Origin of the sequence: Pseudomonas sp. LG1E9, from assembly GCF_003290225.1 — a bacterium.
GTDB lineage: Bacteria > Pseudomonadota > Gammaproteobacteria > Pseudomonadales > Pseudomonadaceae > Aquipseudomonas > Aquipseudomonas cyclaminis.
This window is the reverse complement of the sequence record NZ_CP029983.1, coordinates 2,499,859-2,519,957: the sequence shown is the minus strand read 5'-3', so window position 1 is coordinate 2,519,957 and position 20,099 is coordinate 2,499,859. Positions and strand designations below refer to the sequence as shown.

The window sequence follows — 20,099 nt, the reverse complement described above, 5'->3', positions numbered from 1 at the left end:
TAGTGGTTAATGGATAAAACGAGAAGGTAGTCATGCAGTCAGCCGTAATTTTTCTCGGGGCAGGTAAGCCCTTCCAAGGTGATGAGCACGCTGCGTTACGCAGCGCCTCCGGACACACGCGTGTGATCGACTGGCTGCTCCACGCCACGAGCTCACGGTCTCCGGATGTTCATTTTGTGGGCGGCTATAAGGTCGACTCAATCAAGGAACGCTACCCAGAGTTCAATTATTGGATCAACACGGACTGGCGGGTGACTCAATCCGCCTATTCATTTCTGCAAGTCGATCTGACCGACAAAACCAGGAGCCTGGTCTCCTACTCCGACATCCTGTTTCGTCGCAGCCTGATCGACACGATGGTGGCATCGCAGGCCGACATCAGTGTTGCCGTCGATAGCCATTGGCGTACCCGCTTCGCAGGTCGGACACGTTCGGATCTGGAGCGCAGCGAGAAGGTGTGCCTGTTCGGGCAATTGATCACACGGCTGGGGCCAGATATTCCGTCGACCCTTGCCTCGGCGGAATTCGTTGGCTGCGTCCATTTCGGCCCCCGAGCCGTCAAATACTTGCAGGAATCCAAAGTTGACCTGCTGCAGCGCTTCCAAAAAGGTCATCTCTCGGATCTCGTCGAGGCGCTGCGTTGCCAGGGGATGAATGTACAAGCGGTAGATGTGCAGGGCGATTGGGCTGAGCTCAATGCGCCTCAAGATTTGGCGCACTTTGTGTTAGGCACCAAGGCGCAAACGCTGCGGCGCCTTCGTCGAATGGTCACGCTCAGCAGGATTGAAGCCCAAGTCAGTTTCACCGTAGCCCAGTGGCGGGAAATTCCCGACTCGCTAATCGACACCATCCAGCGAGACTTCCCCGATCAGCACTTAGTGGTACGCAGTAGTGCGCTGTCCGAAGACGGATTTGCCAACTCCAACGCGGGCGCCTACACCAGCCTGTTGAACATCGACGGACGCAATGCGTCATGCCTGAGAGACGCAATAGAGCATGTGATTGCCTCTTATAGTGATACCAACCCTGACAATCAGGTATTGGTTCAACCGATGCTGGAAAAGGTACTTGCCAGTGGCGTGGTGTTTACACGTAGCTTGAGCAGTGGAGCCCCTTATTACGTCGTCAATTACGATGACACCAGCGGCAGCACCGAATCCATCACCAGCGGCAGCAGCCACGATGACAAGACTCTTTTGTTACGACGTGATGCGTGCACGCGCAGTCCAAACATTCCAGAGCGCATGCAAGGCCTGCTTCCTGCATTGCGAGAGATTGAATCCTTGCTGGGCTACGATTCCCTCGACGTCGAATTTGCGATTACCGCCGACGCGGGGCTGCACATCCTGCAGGTTCGCCCGATCGCGGTTGACCATTCCAAGTGGGACGGCAGCGACCAAGATATTCTGACGCGCCTGGACGATGCACGCGCAGTGTTCAACCGACTGCAACAACCAGCACCGTTCATTGTGGGGCAGCGGGGCATATTCGGGATCATGCCGGACTGGAACCCTGCCGAAATCATTGGTACCAAACCGACAGCACTCTCCGTTAGTCTCTATCAATATCTGATCATGAATGAAACGTGGGCCACTCAACGCGCCGAGTACGGCTACCGGGATGTTCGGCCCCAGCCACTGTTGATCAGTTTCGCCGGCCACCCCTATGTCGATATTCGCGCCAGTTTCAACTCGTTCATCCCTCAACGTCTTGACGACGCACTGGCAGGCCGGCTGGTCGACTTCTATCTGAATTGGCTGGAGCTCAACCCACACCTTCACGACAAGGTAGAGTTTGAGGTAGTGCCCACGTGTTTTGCCTTGGACTTTGATCGCTGGCATCAGCGACTGATTGCAGAGGGCGGTTTTTCCCCACAAGAAGTTGAACAACTTCGTGACTCTCTACGGGAAATCAGCCAGAACGCCCTCTCACGCAACGGTGCTGACCTGGCAGTTGTCAATGAACTGGAGCGGCGTTTTGCACAACTGGCAGCACACCCTATTGCGCCGCTGGAACAGGTCTGGACGCTGCTTCACGACTGTCGTCGATACGGGACCCTGCCTTTCGCACATTTAGCGCGCAGTGCTTTCGTTGCCGTTACCTTCTTGCGCTCTGCGGTCAGCACCGGAGTGTTGACCGAAATGGAAATGGACGATTTCCTGAGTTCAATCCGGACTGTCAGTCACACGCTGACTCAGGATGCGTTTAGCTGCTTCAACGGCAAGATGAGCAACGAAGACTTTGTGCACAAATACGGTCATCTGCGTCCGGGCACCTATGACATTAATTCGTTGAGCTATCGTGCAGATCCTGAACGCTACCTGACACCCATCATCGAAAGTGCAGCCCTGCAAGCGTCGACCCACTTGGCCAGTGGCCAATTGTGGCAGCAAGCCCGACTACGATTTACAAACGCCCTGAACGAACAGGGAATCGTCTGCAGCGCTGACGAACTGGAGCTCTTTTTAAGAGAGGCCATCGAGGGCCGCGAGTACGCCAAATTCGCTTTCACCCGCAACCTGTCCTTGGCGCTGGACGCCTTAGTGGACTGGGCCGAGCCCCTAGGTATTTCAAGGGAAGACTTGGCCCATATCGAAATCCATAAACTCATGGCGCTGAGGGGAGCGACGTCAGATCCAAAGGAACTCAGCCGGAACTTGCTCGCAGCAGCCAATAAAGGCAGAACCGAACATGAGCAAATTCAAGTTATCGAACTTCCACCCTTGTTGTGTACCGCAGAGGATTTCAACGTATTCCTCTATCCAGCCACGCAACCCAATTTCGTAGGCACTGGCCTGGTGCGAGGCAACTGCGTAGACCTGAGCCAAAGCACGGCCGAGCAAGACCTTGTTGGGAAAATCGCAATGATCCCCCAGGCTGATCCAGGTTTCGACTGGCTATTCGGCAGACAGATTGCTGGCTTGATCACCATGTATGGCGGTGCCAACTCGCACATGGCCATTCGTGCGGCAGAGTTCGGACTACCCGCGGCGTTAGGGATCGGCGAAACGCAGTACCGCGTACTGGCAGCGGCCCAAGGGCTGGAATTGGATGCTGGCAACCGTACGATCAGAGTGATCCGGTAATGCGTATTGCGATCACCCAACGCGTCGAACGGATCCCTGGATACGACGAACAGCGCGATTGCCTTGACCAGCGCTGGTCTACGTTGATGGAAGGACTTGGTATCGATTTGGTACCCGTGCCCAACGGAATGTCATCCGTTAGCGGCTGGTTCGAACGTCAGAATGTTACCGGCCTGATCCTGAGTGGAGGCAATGATCTTTCCCACCTCCCGGCTGCGAGCAATGCCTCACCCGAACGTGATGCTGTCGAAGCCTGTCTGTTGGCCAAGGCTAGAGAACTGGCCCTGCCGGTACTGGCTGTTTGTCGCGGAATGCAGATGCTGAATCACTTTCTGGGCGGCGACCTCACACCGCTTGTCGGACACGTCAACTGCGTGCACGCCATCAACGTTGCAGCTAGCGCACCATTGTTAGCCACTTATAGACGAGTCAATAGCTTTCATGGCTGGGGCATTCGACCTGATGGTCTGGCAGAAAACTTGCTTGCTCAGGCTTGGGCAGATGACGGATCCATCGAAGCGTTCGTTCATAACGAACTACCCTGGACAGCCATCATGTGGCATCCCGAGAGACCCTCCGATAACGCCACTCACGATGCTCAGCTTATTCGTCAGATCTTTTTTGGTAAGGACACACCATGCGCGTAATTATTCTCGCCGCTGGCCAAGGCACACGGCTACGCCCGTTCACGAATGATCGGCCAAAGTGCCTGGTTGAACTGAATGGGCGACCTCTCCTACATCGCCAATTGGAGGTTTTGAGGGCTGCGGGACTGCACACGATTGCCGTGGTAGGTGGCTATCGAGCCGACTGCCTTGAGGGTCAAGGCGTCGAAGTACTGCACAACCCCTACTTCGCCACCACTAATATGGTGTCGACGTTGTTCTGCGCAGAAGAATGGATGGATGACGCAGAGGACCTGTTGATTGCATACGGCGACATCGTCTACGAGCCTTCAGTTCTTGCAAGCTTGCTCGCCGCCGAAGCACCACTCGCAATCTCGATAGATCGAGAGTGGCGCAGGTTCTGGGAGCTGCGCATGGAAAACCCTCTTTCCGATGCCGAGACCTTGAAGCTCAACAACGATAACTGCATCACTGAGCTTGGCAAAAAACCTACAAGCTATAGCGAAGTCCAAGGGCAGTACATGGGATTGATCAAGGTCCAAAAACGCTTTGTAAAAGCGTTTCGCGACGCTTGGCACGCGATGGACCGCACTGTTTTAAGAGACGGAAAGGATTTCGACAACATGTACATGACCACGTTTTTGCAGCACCTCATCGACACCGGATGGACTGCCCGGGCTGCGTTCACTGATAACGGCTGGCTGGAAGTCGATACCGTCGACGACCTGAACCAGTATCACGACCTGCTTCGCAGTGGGCGCCTGGATACATTCATCCAACTTAAGGACTGAGCATGCTCACGGCATTTCGCAGAATGCTCCGTGAATGGAGCGGCTTGCAGGCATTCAAACGCATCCCGCGTAAAGAGCGCACGCTGGTTTTCTATTCCGAGGGGCGTGGCTACTGGACTTACTTCGAGCCAATCTACAAGGCTCTTCAAGAGAACCATGCCGCGCCCATCCTGTACGTGACATCAGCTGAAGACGATCCATTGGTGCAAACGCCGCTGGCAGGAATGCGCTCCTTCTATGTTGGTGAAGGCAGCGTGCGAACACTGTTTTTTTCAACCCTGGACGCCGATGTTCTGCTGATGACCATGCCGGACCTGCAGAGCTTTCATATCAAACGCTCGCCTTTTTCGGTCCATTATGTGTATCTGCATCACTCAATCGTCAGCACACACATGATTTATCGTGCAGCGGCATTTGATCACTTTGATTCAATTCTATGCGTGGGCCCTCACCATGTGAATGAAACCAGAACCAGGGAGCAACAACTCGGGTTACCTAAAAAAATACTGATAGAGCATGGTTACGGGCGTCTCGATACGATTCTGGATAACGGCCGCCAAGGCCCACCCGAACGTCATGGAGCTCCCATCCAGATACTGGTCGCACCGACATGGGGTGAGAATGGGCTGATTGAGCGCCACGGCCTTGACGTGATCAAACCGCTGATCGATGCGGGCCTGCGGGTTGTTTTACGCCCGCACCCACGCACGCGCAAATTAAATCCCGAGATGCTGGACAAGATGATCGCACCCTATATCGACGATCCTCGGTTCCGGCTGGATGAGAACGCCGACGCCACCACCTCGCTGCTTGAATCGGATATTATGCTCAGCGATTGGTCCGGCGCTGCCTTGGAGTTTTCATTGGGACTGGAACGCCCTATCATCTTTATCGACGTGCCACGCAAGGTACTCAATCCGAAATACGCCGCCATGGGTATTGAACCTATTGAAGTTCAAGCACGTGAACACCTGGGCGTTGTGGTAACAACAGATAAATTAGCGCAGCTGGGGGAGATTGCATGCACCGTGGCTGCGGAATCGAAAAAATGGCAAACAGCACTGAAAGATGCACGTGAGCGCTGGATCTATAACACAGGGAAAAGTGGCGAAACAGCCGCTGCCTATTTGGTGTCTTTAACTAAGCAATAATGGGGTGTAGTTCATGAAAAATTCTAACTTCTCAATGGTCGCCTTGCTGTGCCTGGCCCTGTTGCCAATTAATGCATTCGCCTACCTTGATCCAGGTACCGGCAGTGCCATGTTACAGGGCATCTTGGGTGCATTGGCCGCAATCGCGATGGTCATGAAACTATATTGGCACCGACTGCTGCGCCTACTCGGGCTACGCAAAGATGTCATGAAAAAAGAAACTGATACTGAGAAAAAATAAGTTAAACCGTATCCGCAAGCAGCCAGCCGCAATCGTTTAGCGCGCCTGGCGCTTGCGCGGATTAGCTCGCCTGCGATCTGAAATACCCTCCCGTCAAACGCAGCCAAAAGTTGTTCTTATGCCCACGTTTAAAAATCGTACTTCGCGCAATTGGCTTTGTTGGTTAATGCTCCTGCTTACTCCGGTAGCGCAGGCAATAAATACACCAACAACCCAGCTTTCAAATGCGAACGTGCATTTGGGCTTCAATTTATCATCAGGCGCAGTCGAACACTGGACGCTGCCACAACTCCACGGGGCATCTGGACAAGCACAGGACATGGCTGCCCCCAAAGGACAACTGTTTTTGCTGCGTGGCGAGCTGGGCGGAAAACCTCTTTCTGACTGGGAAAAAATCGCGGGCGGATGGAGGGTCGTCGAACAGCAACCCAACTCCATCGTGCTTGGCCTGGAAAGTCCTGACCTACCTTTCAGTATCAGAAAAACCTGGCGCCTGCTGGAAAACCAGTGGCGTGTGGATTTCTTTCTGGATCTGAACCTAGAAAACCTACCGCCTAGACAGACGGATCAACTGACCCTGGAAATTGGCCCCGGCATTGGTGAAACGCCTGCCACGGGTTTAGGCATGGGGCAAGACATCTACTCGTTTACCGAGGTCGTCTATAGCAACCCAGAAGGCATTACCACTCTTCGGCTAAACCACACAGACCAACCGGGTGGTTATGCATCCAGCGATGCAGTCCAGTGGACTTGGGTCGGCCTACAAAGCCGATACCTGGCGCTGATCATGGCCCCCTCCAACGATTTAGCGAGACGTGCGGGCTGGCTTGCCAGCCTACCGCAGCCCACGGAGGGTGCGGCTGAACCGAGCGAATTCGAAACTTCAATCAATGTTCAACTACCTATTCGGGAGTCGGGCAGCCCCCCCCAGCAGTCTTATCAATGGAACGTTTTTGGCGGCGGCAAAGCCTACTCGGCACTAACAGTTCAAGCACCCGAGTTAAGCGGGCTGTTGTTCTCCAATCTGTGGGGTTGGATGCGTTGGTTGAGTTTGACCATCATGCATTTGCTGCATTTTATTCAGGGAATCGTAGGAAATTGGGGCGTTGCGATCATCCTGCTTGCGGTGCTCGTGCGCATGGCGGTATACCCAATCGCCAAGAATGCAATTCTGGCACAAAAGAAGTTCGCCGCTATTCAAGCCCGCATCCAGCCTGAGCTACAAGAAATCAGAAAAAGGTATAAAGGAGGAGAGCAAAGCGAGAGAATTCTTCAACTTTATGAGCACCATAAAGTAAACCCGCTGGCAGGACTGAAACCACTATTGATCGTATTGATTCAGGTGCCCATATTTATTTCACTGTATCACCTGCTGGGCCAGACATTCGAACTGAGAGATGCGCCTTTCTTGTGGATAAAAACATTGGCTGAACCAGACCAATTATTTTCGCTAGGGGTAGACCTTCCACTGTTTGGCGCCTATTTCAATTTACTTCCCGTACTGATGTCACTTACGACAATATTGAGCATAAAGCTGAACCCAACACCGACGCAAGATGGGCAATCAGTTCTACGCCAACACCTTACTACTGGATTGATGGGACTAGGGTTTTTCCTACTGTTCTACTCTTTTCCCTCTGGGATGGTATTGTACTGGACTGTCGCTAACATCTTGCAAGTCGCCCATCAAAAAATAACAAAGGCTGCATAACCCCATGATGATCGAGCGCTTTATCAGCGATTGCGCGTCCACCCTAAATACGCCTACCAATCTGGATGTTTATTTTGACACGGCGTCAGTGTTGCGTGCGACAGCTCAGACCATCATTTGGGGGGATGAAGAGTATCGAGCAATGGAGTTCCTCTCAAAGCGCGTAGAGATTTCTCGATGCCTCTACGAGAGCTACCAAGAGAGCGGTGCGCGTACCTCGACCAACTCCTTGGCCGACGCACTGCAACCGTTAGCGTTGGCGCTGCTGTTCAAAGACTTTAGCCGCCTATCCAATAGCCGGGACACGCCAAGCGCAGTCAAAAGGCTCAATGGCGTACTTAAATTACTGGATACCCTGACGACAAAGAGCGTCACTTTGGATCCAGCCTTGGTTTCCCTGATTAAAACGCAAGCCCAGCAGTTTCTGGCAACGCTTCAACCAGTCGCCCCTGCCCCTACGACAATCAGCAACACCATCATCCCCCCTGCCCCCCGCACGCTGCCTTTAACCGTATTATTTTGGGAAGGACCCATTGCAAGGGCTTACTTGGCAACCCTAAAAAGTATGGGATTAAAGCCAGATAAAATAATCCATCTTGTATCCAAAAATGATTTGGTGACCCAAAAACCTATCGGGCGATTCGTGCCTAGATACTTTAAGTTGGCCTACGCACATTCCCGGCAAAAAAACAGCATTCACTATTGGTCATCAACACTTCAAAAAAACGAAAATACACTCTATCGCGCGATGAGGAGCACCATTGAAAACGGACTGAAATTTCCACCAAGCGTCATCGACGACGCGTTGGCACTAGTTGAATTGAGCGAATACTCGCCACACATAGAAACATTAATGATAGACAACCTATCAGACAATGTACTGCACGAATACCTGAGCAAACTCCAGCAAACACAAATATTATTCACTGGAGGCGGGATAGTACCAAAAAAACTTCTGGAAATTCCTACTCTGAAGTTTATTCACATTCATCCGGGCCACTTACCTGAAGTACGTGGCGCCGATTGCGTGTTATGGTCAAACCTTATGATGGGACGCACCTCAGCGACATGTTTTTACATGGCGCCGGGCATCGATGATGGCGATGTAATCCTGGCGAGCTATTTACCGCCCCTGACGCCTAGGTTGCACATAGCCCAACGAGACATTAAAACTCTTTACAGGGCTACTTATGCGTTCTTTGACCCTTGGGTGCGCGGATTTGTATTAAGACAAGCACTGATTGAGACGGACGGATTTACGCGCATTAGCGCCACACCACAAGTCGAAGCCACCAGCGTGACTTATCACTTTATGCATGCACAAATTCAACACGCCGTATTTTCAAAACTTTTCGCAGACATATAAACAAATACTCTGGAGAGCCCCGTTAACCTTAGGGATCCAGGAGACCTGGATGCAGAAATTGCGCATTCAGGCATCCTTCAGTCTTCAGTTGCTGAGGGACCGCCCAGCATGAGCAGTGTCGGACACAGCATCACCCTGCCCTCGAGGCTGCAACAGCGGCACTGAAGAGGCTGTTGCCCTAATCTTTGCGTGGGTACTGCCTGCACCAAAAATGAGTCTGCTGAGCGCAATGCAAATCCCCAGAACCAACCCCGCAAACAGGCCAAGCGCTATGACCAGTATACGATTGGGACTAACTGGCGCTAGCGGCTCAAGAGCTTGCTGGTCAACCGTCACCAACTTCAGCCCCGTCATATCAGTGTTCAAGTTACTCAAACGAGCTAGCTCTGCGCGCAATGGCTGAACGCCCGCGAGAAAAACATCCTCATTTTTCCGTGCATTCAGCACTTCAACTTCTCGATTGGAGGCTAGTAACTGGAGCTCCTTGGCAATCTGGCTGACGCGTGGATCAGTAAAGTCATCCGACCGACGCTGGTCCAATGCAACAAGCTCAGCCTTAAGTGCGTCTACCCCCATAAAATACAGAGGGACTTGTTGGTTAGTGACTTCGGTACGGATCACGCTGCCACCACCAGCATTAACCGATTCGCCAAAAGAAGATGGTGTTGTCGGCTTTTGTATACCCAACGACTTGGCAATTCCAATCGCTTCCTTCAACTGATCGATACGATCGTTGCGCAATGCTTTCAATTGAGTACGCAGAGCTTTTAACTCATCTTGCAATTGCGCGCGCTTCAATGAGTCAACTTCACGCAACGTAGCAATTTTGGCTTCTTTATCAACATTGTAGTTAAAACGAGCCGAGTCAAATTTACCTTTTATCTCATTGAGTCGGTTTTTAACAATAACATTCACATCTGCGGCTATTTGCTCTCGCTCATTACTTATAGCGTAATCAACAAAGCCATTCATAATAGCAACACCATCAATACCCTTTGGATAAGTCATGTGAAGCTTTACGTAAGCATTCAATGAAGTCTTTTTATCCGAGTCGGGCATAGTCAAATTAATTGAGTCGCGGTTGAACGCCTCAAAGCTCTGCTCAAGAGTCTGTCCAGGCCGTACAAATTTCTCGAATAAATTTTGATTGGCTCTAAAAAAGGCCAAGCGGGTATCGTATGATTCCAGCGAAGCGCCAACTTTGAGAAGCGCATCACCAGGTGACAGCTGGTAAACCTCAGATCGATTCAGCGCATCCAGTTCATTGATAGCCGCAGGGCGCAACACTGCACTAATCTCATACTTCGGAGTTGCCAGAAACGCGTAGGAGGCCGCAATAAGCCCACCTGCCAACGTTATTAGAAGCAGTAATTTTTTTTGAGGCCAAAGGGACTTAAAAAATACAACGAGATCTATTTCATCCGAAGATCGAATAGGTGGCGCCCGAAAGTTGCTACTCACAACAAAAACCTGCCTTTAAAGAGAAACTGCGGGCTCGCTATCCAGACAAAATTTTTTGTGTGTACGTTAAAAATGGATGCACGCCGAATCTAGCGCACCTGCCAAATCACACACATGAAATGCCCATACTCGAGAACAATTAGCATTTTGCCATTTATCTGGCATTTTACAAGCACCGACTGGTTTGCGCGCGGCATCAGAGCTACCTGACGACAACCCTCTCAAAATCGGCCCACTGATAAAGAAACGAAAAGCATCAGGAAAACAATATAGCGCCCAATGAAACCTCCAGGCCCACTACTGGTAGATCCGCAGCATCAAAAGATTGGGCGACCACTGGGTTGCTACTTGGAGGACAACATTTGAGAGATAGCAGCTGTGCTCACCTAACCACAGAGCCGCCAGGCCCCATAGTCAATCTACGACCGACGCAAACGAATCACAGCGCCAAGTACCGGCCCCACCAACATCCCCAGAATCAGCGCCACCACCAGGTATACCGATACCGGCAGTTGCTCAGTCGACAAACCTAGGAACGAAAGGGAAACACCTTGTTGATTTTCCAGCACAAACGCTAACACCACCAGCACAACCACTAGCGTTGAAAACACAGCAACAACACGCTTAATCCCACGCATACTCTTCTCCCCCAAAAAACGTCAGACGCCCTCTTCTTCGTCTTCGTTCACTCGATCCCGCAACTCCTTGCCTGGCTTGAAGTGAGGCACGAACTTACCATCAAGACTCACAGACTGCCCGGTCTTGGGATTTCGCCCAACCCGCGGCGCGCGATAGTGAAGGGAGAAGCTCCCAAACCCGCGAATCTCAATCCGATCGCCGGTAGCCAGACATTGGGACATTTGTTCAAGCATGGTCTTGATAGCCAGCTCCACATCCTTGGATGAAAGCAGCCCTTGATGGGTGACAATTCGTTCGATCAACTCCGACTTCGTCATATTTTTCCCTTCTTTTTCAAGCAGCTAGGAAAAGCGCTTCGAAGGTTTTAGCATGACTTGATGAATTTGAACAGCCCATGCATCAACTTATCTGCTGGCTGAATAAGCACTCGTGGCGAACACGTAACGCGCTTAATTGCAGATCACAAGCATCGTGCGAGTAACTGCCCCAGCCGGGTTCCAGCCGAACAGGTAGTCGCCCTCCTCATCCTTGGCCTCGCTTGACCTGGTGATGACCTTGTAGCCTTGCATCTTGCATTCGCGGGCGGCGCGCTGCTCGCATCTCTCCCAATGATTGCCAAGTCCCGAGCAGTCGACTTCAATCCCGCTGACGCCGCGCCTGGCGTGAGTTTTGGCGCTGGTGGCGGAGCAGCCTGCAAGCATTACCACTAAGAACACTACGATAAGCTTGTTCATTGGGAACCTTATTAAAACAGCAACAGGAGAGTGCTTTTATCAAGACTATAGTCAGCTCTGACACTGAGCTGTAGGCCTTGGTTCTCACTTGTTGATTCAACGAATTTCAGGCACAAAAAAGGGCGACCGAAGTCGCCCTTTTTACAGCTTTACAGAACTTAGTTCTGCTTAGCCATTGCTTCGCGCAGCAGGGAGGCCATGGTGGTCTCGCCAGTTGCAGCTTCCGGAGCGGATTTCAGGCTCTGGATAGCTTCTTTCTCTTCAACTTCATCTTTCGACTTGATGGAGAGTTGGATCACGCGGCTCTTGCGGTCAACGCTGATGATCTTGGCTTCTACTTCCTGGCCTTCCTTCAGAACGTTGCGCGCGTCTTCAACGCGGTCACGGCTGATTTCGGAGGCTTTCAGAGTCGCTTCGATATCGTCGGCCAGAACGATGATGGCGCCTTTGGCGTCAACTTCTTTCACAGTGCCTTTAACGATGGCGCCTTTGTCGTTCTCTTGAACGTACTCGGAGAACGGATCGCTTTCCAGTTGCTTGATACCCAGGGAGATGCGCTCGCGCTCTGGGTCAACCGACAGGATAACGGTGTCCAGCTCGTCGCCCTTCTTGAAACGACGAACAGCTTCTTCGCCAACTTCGTTCCAGGAGATGTCGGACAGGTGAACCAGGCCGTCGATGCCGCCGTCCAGACCAATGAAGATACCGAAATCGGTGATCGACTTGATGGTGCCGGAGATTTTATCGCCCTTGTTGAACTGGCCAGAGAAATCTTCCCATGGGTTAGATTTGCACTGCTTGATGCCCAGGGAGATACGACGACGCTCTTCGTCGATGTCCAGAACCATAACTTCCACTTCGTCGCCGACTTGTACGACTTTCGAAGGATGGATGTTCTTGTTGGTCCAGTCCATTTCGGAAACGTGCACCAGGCCTTCCACGCCTTCTTCCAGCTCAGCGAAGCAGCCGTAGTCGGTCAGGTTGGTAACACGAGCGGTTACGCGGGTGCTTTCTGGGTAACGAGCTTTGATAGCAACCCATGGATCTTCGCCCAGCTGCTTCAAGCCCAGGGAAACGCGGTTACGCTCACGATCGTACTTCAGAACCTTGACATCGATCTCATCGCCAACGTTGACGATTTCGGAAGGATGCTTGATACGCTTCCAAGCCATGTCGGTAATGTGCAGCAGGCCATCGACGCCACCCAGATCGACGAATGCGCCGTAATCGGTGAGGTTCTTGACGATACCTTTGACTTGTTGGCCTTCCTGCAGGGATTCCAGCAGAGCTTCACGCTCGGCGGAGTTCTCTGCTTCCAGGACGCTGCGACGGGAAACGACAACGTTGTTGCGCTTCTGGTCGAGTTTGATGACCTTGAATTCGAGTTCTTTGCCTTCCAGGTGCGTGGTGTCGCGCACAGGACGAACGTCGACCAAAGAACCTGGCAGGAACGCACGGATGCCGTTAACGTCGACAGTGAAGCCGCCTTTAACCTTACCGTTGATAACGCCCTTGACCACTTCTTCAGCTGCGAAGGCTGCTTCGAGAACAATCCAGCATTCAGCGCGCTTGGCTTTTTCACGGGACAGCTTGGTTTCACCGAAACCGTCTTCAACCGAGTCCAGAGCAACGTGAACTTCGTCACCGACATTGATTGTCAGATCGCCAGCATCGTTGTAGAACTGTTCCAGCGGGATCAGAGCTTCAGACTTCAGACCAGCGTGAACGGTTACCCAGCGAGCTTGGTAATCGATATCAACGATAACACCGGTGATGATGGAGCCTGCCTGAAGGTTCAGGGTTTTTAGGCTTTCTTCAAAGAGTTCCGCAAAGCTTTCGCTCATTTTAATTCCTGTTGATAAGGGCGAAGAATACGCCCATCTCCACACCCCAGACGGTGTGGGTCAGTTTCAGTTAAAAGAAGCCACCGCAGGACTATGACTGGTCCCCTGCGGCCTTCTTGATCACCCGGCGATATCGCGAATGGCGATTTCACTCATGATGCGTTCCAGCACCTGCTCGATGGACAACTCCGTGGAATCCAGCTGTATGGCATCAGCCGCCGGCTTTAGCGGGGCTACTGCGCGCTGGGTATCACGCTCATCGCGTGCACGGATCTCATCTAGCAGACTCGACAGACTAACACCATCGACTTTGCCCTTCAACTGCAAGTAGCGGCGGCGCGCCCGCTCCTCAGCGCTGGCGGTGAGGAAAATCTTCAGCGGCGCCTCGGGAAACACCACCGTGCCCATGTCACGACCATCTGCCACAAGGCCCGGTGGCTCCTGAAAAGCCCGCTGACGCTGCAGCAACGCGTCGCGCACCGCCGGCAGCGCGGCGATTTGGGAGGCCCAGGAACCCACTTGTTCGTTACGCAGATCATCGGTCACATCATCCCCTTCCAGGATAATGCGCTGAGGATGACCTTCCGTCGCCCCGACGAACTGCACATCAAGGTGCGCCGCCAGGAGTTTCAAGGATTCTTCGTTGGTCAGGTCCACGCCATGGTTGCGTGCGGCAAATGCCAGCAGGCGATACAGCGCGCCGGAATCCAGCAGGCACCAGCCCAGGCGCTTGGCCAGGATGCCGGCGATCGTGCCTTTGCCCGAGCCACTTGGCCCGTCGATGGTAATCACCGGTGATTTGATATTCACAATTGAGCCTCTTGGGCAACACGGATGCCGACTTGGGCACACAGTGTAAGAAAATTCGGAAAAGACGTAGCAACATTGGCGCAGTCACGGATACGAATCGGCGCAGTCGCCCTGAGGGACGCTACGCTGAACGCCATGGCAATCCGGTGATCACCCTGGGCATGAACTTCACCCCCGCCCATCAGGCCGCCGTCAATGATAATCCCATCGGAGGTGGCTTCACACTTCACGCCCAGCGCGAGCAGACCGTCGGCCATCACCTGGATACGGTCAGACTCCTTTACGCGCAGCTCCTCAGCCCCACGCAAAATGGTCCGACCCTCTGCGCAGGCCGCCGCAATAAACAACACTGGAAATTCATCGATGGCCAATGGCACAAGGGCTTCTGGAATCTCGATACCCTTCAGCGACGCAGCACGCACATGCAGGTCTGCGACAGGCTCACCACCGACTTCGCGCTGGTTTTCCAGGGTGATATCTGCGCCCATCAGCCGCAGGATATCGATTACCCCGGTGCGAGTAGGGTTGATGCCGACATGCTCCAGCAGCAACTCGGAACCCTCGGCAATCGACGCCGCCACCAGGAAAAACGCAGCAGAGGAAATATCCCCTGGCACTTCAATATGGGTAGCCGTCAGTGCATGTCCCGATTCAACCGACGCAGTAGCGCCCTCCACCAGCACCGGATAGCCAAAACCGCGCAACATGCGCTCGGTATGATCGCGGGTCGGTGCAGGCTCGGTCACTGCAGTTTTGCCGTCGGCATACAACCCGGCCAGCAACAAGCAGGATTTGACCTGGGCGCTGGCCATCGGCAACGCGTAGTCCAAGCCTTTAAGCGACTGCCCGCCACGAATGGTCAGCGGCGGACGCCCTTGCGGCGCGGTCTCGATCACTGCGCCCATTTCCCGCAGCGGCTTGGCCACCCGGCTCATCGGCCGCTTGGACAACGACGCATCGCCTGTCAGCACGCTGTCAAAGCGTTGCGCCGCCAGCAACCCGGACAACAGCCGCATGGACGTGCCCGAGTTCCCCAGATAAATCGGCCCCGGCGCTGGCTTCAAGCCATGCAAGCCCACGCCATGAATGATCACGCGCCCATGGTGCGGGCCCTCAATGACCACACCCATGTCGCGAAACGCCTGCAAGGTCGCCAGGGCATCTTCGCCCTCAAGAAAACCTTCAACCTCGGTCACGCCATCAGCCAATGAGCCCAACATGATCGACCGATGGGAGATCGACTTGTCACCCGGCACCCGGATACGCCCGCTCAAGCGGCCGCCCGGATTGGCGAGAAAGGCCAGCTCATCGACGTTCACAGCGGTTTCCATATAGGCACGCCGCGCCAGGATCTTGCTGAAATGCTCACGCGCCACCCGCGCACGGGTGAACACGCCCAACAACTGATGACCATCACCCGCATCGACCGCGTCGCGCAGCGCATCGAGATCACTGCGGAAGGTGTCCAGGGTGCGCAACACCGCTTCGCGGTTGGCGAGGAAGATGTCGTGCCACATCACCGGGTCGCTGCCGGCAATCCGCGTGAAATCGCGGAAGCCACCGGCGGCGTAGCGGAAAATGTCCAGGTTTTCGTTGCGCTTGGCCAGGGAATCCACCAGACCGAATGCCAGCAAATGCGGCAAATGGCTGGTCGCCGCCAGCACTTCGTCGTGGCGTTCGACTTGCATGTGTTCGACGTCCGCTCCCAGCGCGCGCCAGAGACGATCCACCACGGCCAACGCAGCCGGGTCGGTTTGTTCAAGCGGCGTCAGGATCACCTTATGCCGACGGAACAGCTGCGCATTGGACGCCTCCACCCCGCTCTGCTCGGAACCAGCAATCGGGTGGCCCGGCACGAAGCGCGCAGGCATACCGCCAAAAGCCAGTTGCGCCGCGCGCACCACATTGCCTTTGGCACTGCCGACGTCCGTAAGAATCGCCTGACCCAAGTCCATGCCAGCCAGCACTGCCAGCAACTTCTCCATCGCCAGGATCGGCACCGCGAGTTGGATCACATCAGCCCCCTGGCACGCGAGCGCCAGGTCTGCTTCACAGCGATCCACCACGCCCAGCTCAACCGCGAGCTTGCGCGACTGCGGGTCCAGGTCGACGCCGACCACTTCGCCACACAGCCCGCTTTCACGCAGGCCTTTGGCGAAAGAGCCGCCGATCAACCCCAGCCCGACCACCACCAGGCGACCGATCATAGGCACAGCAGGTTGCAATGCAGTGACATCAACCACGAGCCAGAACCTTGGCCAGCGCCTCCAGGAAACGATTGTTTTCAGCCGGCAAACCGATAGTGATACGCAGGTGGTTCGGCATGCCGTAGTTGGCCACCGGACGCACAATCACGCCTTCGCGCAACAGGCCCTGGAACACAGGCGCAGCCACTTGGCCGAGGTCGACGCAAATGAAGTTGCCCTTGGACGGAATCCAGCCCAGGCCCAACTCACGCAAGCCTGCCTGCAACTGCAGCATGCCGCTTTCGTTGATCCGGCGACCCTCTTCCAGGTACTCGGCATCCTTCACCGCCGCACAGGCCGCCGCCAGGGCCAGGCTGTTGACGTTGAACGGTTGGCGCACGCGGTTCAGCACATCAGCCACGACCGCCGTGGACAGGCCATAGCCAACCCGCAGCGAGGCCAGGCCGTAAGCCTTGGAGAAGGTGCGCGACACCAGCAGGTTCGGGTACGCCGCCAGGAAGTCCAGGCCATCCGGCAGGTCGCCGCCTTCGGCGTATTCGATGTAGGCCTCGTCCAACACCACCAGCACGTGCCCTGGCACATCCTGCAAAAACTCGTTCAGCGCCTGCTCATCGAACCAGGTGCCGGTCGGATTGTTCGGGTTGGCGATAAACACCACGCGGGTCTGGGCATCGATGGCCGCCAGCATCGCTGGCAGGTCATGGCCCCAATCCTTGGCAGGAATCACACGCGCGTCAGCACCGACGGCCTGAGTGACGATCGGGTAGACCGCAAACGCGTGCTCACTGAACACCGCATTCAGGCCCGGCGCCAGGTAGGCACGACCGACCAGCTCAAGGATGTCGTTGGAGCCGTTGCCCAGCGTCACCTGGCTCAGCTCGACCCGACATTTTTCCGCCAGCAACGACTTGAGGGCAAAGCCGTTGCCATCGGGATAACGGGTCAGCTCGGCCAGCTCTTCACGAATCGCCGCCAACACTTTGGGGCTCGGGCCCAGCGGGTTTTCGTTACTCGCAAGCTTGACGATTTTGGACGGGTCCAGGTTCAACTCACGCGCCAGCTCGTCCACAGGCTTGCCCGGGACGTAAGGCGACAGTTGTTGCACGCCCGGCTGAGCCAGGGCGAGGAAGTTGCCACTCATGTTAACGCCTCACAAAACCGCTTTCGGGTAAGAGCCCAGCACCTTGAGTGCCACGGCCTCTTGACTGATTTTCTCGAGCACACCTTTGACCAGCGGGTCGCGGTGATGGCCGATGAAGTCGATAAAGAACACGTAGGTCCATTTACCGCTGCGCGAAGGACGAGTCTCAATGCGCGTCAGGTCAATCCCGTTGTCATGGAACGGCACCAGCAGCTCATGCAGCGCGCCGGGCTTGTTGCTCATGGAGACGATGATCGAGGTCTTGTCGTCGCCGGTCGGCGGCACTTCCTGGCTGCCGATCATCAGGAAGCGCGTGGAGTTATCCGGGCGATCCTCGATTTTCTCGGCCAGGCGCGTCAGGCCGTACAGGCCTGCGGCCATATCGCCGGCAATCGCCGCCGAGTTCCACTCCCCCTTGACCCGCTTGGCCGCTTCGGCGTTGCTGGACACCGCCACGCGCTCGACATTCGGGTAATGGGCATCCAGCCACTTGCGGCACTGGGCCAGGGACTGGGCGTGGGAGTAGATGCGGCTGATGCTGTCGGTCTTGGTGTTCTCGCCCACCAGCAGGTGGTGGTGGATACGCAGCTCGACTTCGCCGCAGATCACCATGTCATGCTCAAGGAAGCTGTCCAGGGTGTGGTTGACCGCGCCCTCGGTGGAGTTTTCCACCGGCACCACGCCAAAGTTCACCGCACCGGCCGCGACTTCACGGAACACTTCGTCGATGGCCGCCATCGGCTTGCTGATCACCGCGTGGCCGAAGTGCTTCATGGCTGCCGCCTGGGTAAACGTACCTTCAGGACCGAGGTAAGCCACCTTCAGCGGCTGCTCCAGCGCGAGGCACGACGACATGATTTCACGGAACAACCGCGCCATCTCTTCGTTGCCCAGCGGCCCCTTGTTGCGCTCCATCACGCGCTTGAGCACCTGAGCCTCACGCTCGGGACGGTAGAACACCGGCACTTCGCCTTCAGCCAGGGACGCCATCTTCACCCGTGCCACTTCCTGGGCGCATCGCGCACGCTCACTGATCAGTTCCAGGACTTTCTCGTCCAGGCTGTCGATGCGTACACGCAGGGCCTTGAGCTCTTGTTCAGACATTAGCCGTGTTCCTTTTCGAACTCTGCCATGTAGGCCACCAGCGCGTTGATCGCGTGGATGTCGACAGCGTTATAGATGGAGGCGCGCATGCCGCCGACTGAACGATGGCCTTTGAGGTTCAGCAGGCCACGCTCGTCGGCACCGGCCAGGAATGGCTTGTCCAGACGGTCGTCAGCCAGGCGGAACGGCACGTTCATCCACGAGCGGTCGGTCAGGTTGATCGGGTTGCTGTACAGGCCGCTGGCGTCGATGAAGTCGTACAGGGTGCGCTTCTTCTCTTCGTTGAGCTTGCCCATGGCGGCGACACCGCCCTGCTCTTTCAGCCACTCGAACACGAGGCCGGACAGGTACCAGGAAAACGCCGGCGGGGTGTTGTACATCGAGCCATTGTCGGCCGCGACCTTGTAGTTGAGCATGGTCGGGCACAGCGAACGCGCACGCCCCAACAGGTCTTCGCGGACGATGTTGACCAGGATGCCACTTGGGCCGATGTTCTTCTGCGCACCGGCGTAGATCATGCCGTACTTGGACACGTCGATCGGGCGCGAAAGGATGTCCGAAGACATGTCGCACACCAATGGCACATCGCCAACTTCCGGCACCCAGTCAAATTCCAGGCCGCCGATGGTTTCGTTCTGCACGTAGTGCACGTAGGCGGCGTCCTTCGACAACTTCCATTCGTTCTGACCAGGAATGGCGAAGTAGTCGTAGGGCTTGGCGGTGCCGGCCACATTGACGTGACCGTAGCGCGAGGCCTCTTCAATAGCCTTCTGACCCCAGATGCCGGTGTCGATGTAGTCGGCCGTGCCGTCTTCCGGCAGCAGGTTCAGCGGGATCTGAGCGAACTGCTGGCTCGCGCCGCCTTGCAGGAACAGCACTTTGTAATGGGAGGGGATGTCCAGCAAGTCGCGCAGATCCTGCTCGGCCTTGGTCGCAATGGACACGAACTCATCACTGCGATGGCTCATTTCCATCACGGAGAGGCCTTTTCCATGCCAGTCGAGGAGTTCACCCTGCGCACGCTGCAGGACTGCTTCAGGAAGCGCCGCGGGACCGGCACAGAAGTTATAGGCTCTCTTGCTCACATCCAATCTCACTCTGATCTGGTGGGGTGGTGCAATAAACGGGTATTTCAATACTTTCATAAGGGACAAACAACAAGGGGGCGAATCTTCATCCGCCCCCTG

General features: G+C 55.1%; 17 protein-coding genes. 7 read left to right on the top strand and 10 right to left on the bottom strand.

What is annotated here, in order from left to right; translation table 11 throughout:
- Positions 1-32: 32 nt before the first annotated feature.
- The 7 genes from DNK50_RS11865 to DNK50_RS11835 all read left to right on the top strand — a co-directional run bounded on the left by DNK50_RS11865 (position 33) and on the right by DNK50_RS11835 (position 8,972).
- Positions 33-3,086: a PEP/pyruvate-binding domain-containing protein gene (locus DNK50_RS11865; RefSeq protein ID WP_112194170.1), complete on the top strand. Its 3,054-nt coding sequence runs from the start codon at positions 33-35 to the stop codon at positions 3,084-3,086.
- A complete protein-coding gene (locus DNK50_RS11860; protein WP_112194169.1) occupies positions 3,086-3,733 on the top strand; it encodes a gamma-glutamyl-gamma-aminobutyrate hydrolase family protein in 648 nt (215 codons plus the stop codon). Before DNK50_RS11865 ends, DNK50_RS11860 begins: the two co-directional genes overlap by 1 nt.
- Positions 3,724-4,503 carry an NTP transferase domain-containing protein gene (locus DNK50_RS11855; RefSeq protein ID WP_112194168.1) on the top strand — a complete coding sequence of 260 codons (780 nt, stop codon included), beginning with the start codon at positions 3,724-3,726 and terminating at the stop codon, positions 4,501-4,503. Before DNK50_RS11860 ends, DNK50_RS11855 begins: the two co-directional genes overlap by 10 nt.
- Positions 4,504-4,505: 2 nt before the next feature.
- Entirely contained in the window at positions 4,506-5,654 is a 1,149-nt protein-coding gene (locus DNK50_RS11850; protein WP_112194167.1) for a CDP-glycerol glycerophosphotransferase family protein, read from the top strand.
- Between the two features lie 13 nt (positions 5,655-5,667).
- A complete protein-coding gene (locus DNK50_RS11845) occupies positions 5,668-5,895 on the top strand; it encodes a hypothetical protein (protein WP_112194166.1) in 228 nt (75 codons plus the stop codon).
- A gap of 118 nt (positions 5,896-6,013) precedes the next feature.
- Complete coding sequence (locus DNK50_RS11840) at positions 6,014-7,606, top strand: membrane protein insertase YidC (protein ID WP_112194164.1); 1,593 nt, start codon at positions 6,014-6,016, stop codon at positions 7,604-7,606.
- A gap of 4 nt (positions 7,607-7,610) precedes the next feature.
- Complete coding sequence (locus DNK50_RS11835) at positions 7,611-8,972, top strand: hypothetical protein (protein ID WP_112194162.1); 1,362 nt, start codon at positions 7,611-7,613, stop codon at positions 8,970-8,972.
- 84 nt (positions 8,973-9,056) lie between these two features.
- Here DNK50_RS11835 and DNK50_RS11830 read toward each other — a convergent pair whose 3' ends face one another.
- From DNK50_RS11830 to serC, 10 genes are all read right to left on the bottom strand, one after another.
- On the bottom strand, positions 9,057-10,433 hold the full coding sequence (locus DNK50_RS11830) for a Wzz/FepE/Etk N-terminal domain-containing protein (RefSeq protein ID WP_112194160.1): 1,377 nt from the start codon (positions 10,431-10,433) through the stop codon (positions 9,057-9,059).
- Positions 10,434-10,852: 419 nt separating this feature from the next.
- Entirely contained in the window at positions 10,853-11,071 is a 219-nt protein-coding gene (locus tag DNK50_RS11825) for a lipopolysaccharide assembly protein LapA domain-containing protein (RefSeq protein WP_112194158.1), read from the bottom strand.
- 21 nt (positions 11,072-11,092) lie between these two features.
- Positions 11,093-11,389, bottom strand: a complete 297-nt coding sequence (ihfB, locus tag DNK50_RS11820; RefSeq protein WP_003218804.1) for an integration host factor subunit beta — start codon at positions 11,387-11,389, stop codon at positions 11,093-11,095.
- Between the two features lie 132 nt (positions 11,390-11,521).
- Complete coding sequence (locus DNK50_RS11815) at positions 11,522-11,806, bottom strand: hypothetical protein (protein ID WP_112194156.1); 285 nt, start codon at positions 11,804-11,806, stop codon at positions 11,522-11,524.
- Between the two features lie 158 nt (positions 11,807-11,964).
- Positions 11,965-13,650 carry a 30S ribosomal protein S1 gene (gene rpsA, locus DNK50_RS11810; RefSeq protein ID WP_027604177.1) on the bottom strand — a complete coding sequence of 562 codons (1,686 nt, stop codon included), beginning with the start codon at positions 13,648-13,650 and terminating at the stop codon, positions 11,965-11,967.
- Positions 13,651-13,770: 120 nt separating this feature from the next.
- On the bottom strand, positions 13,771-14,460 hold the full coding sequence (gene cmk, locus DNK50_RS11805; protein ID WP_099587334.1) for a (d)CMP kinase: 690 nt from the start codon (positions 14,458-14,460) through the stop codon (positions 13,771-13,773).
- Entirely contained in the window at positions 14,457-16,667 is a 2,211-nt protein-coding gene (locus DNK50_RS11800) for a bifunctional prephenate dehydrogenase/3-phosphoshikimate 1-carboxyvinyltransferase (RefSeq protein WP_256595616.1), read from the bottom strand. Before DNK50_RS11800 ends, cmk begins: the two co-directional genes overlap by 4 nt.
- 28 nt (positions 16,668-16,695) lie before the next feature.
- Complete coding sequence (gene hisC, locus DNK50_RS11795; protein ID WP_112194152.1) at positions 16,696-17,808, bottom strand: histidinol-phosphate transaminase; 1,113 nt, start codon at positions 17,806-17,808, stop codon at positions 16,696-16,698.
- A 9-nt stretch (positions 17,809-17,817) separates the two neighbouring features.
- The gene (gene pheA / locus DNK50_RS11790) at positions 17,818-18,912 is read right to left on the bottom strand and encodes a prephenate dehydratase (protein ID WP_003172650.1); all 1,095 of its coding nucleotides are present in this window, start codon (positions 18,910-18,912) and stop codon (positions 17,818-17,820) included.
- Positions 18,912-19,997: a 3-phosphoserine/phosphohydroxythreonine transaminase gene (gene serC, locus DNK50_RS11785; protein WP_099587337.1), complete on the bottom strand. Its 1,086-nt coding sequence runs from the start codon at positions 19,995-19,997 to the stop codon at positions 18,912-18,914. Before serC ends, pheA begins: the two co-directional genes overlap by 1 nt.
- Between the last annotated feature and the right edge of the window lie 102 nt (positions 19,998-20,099).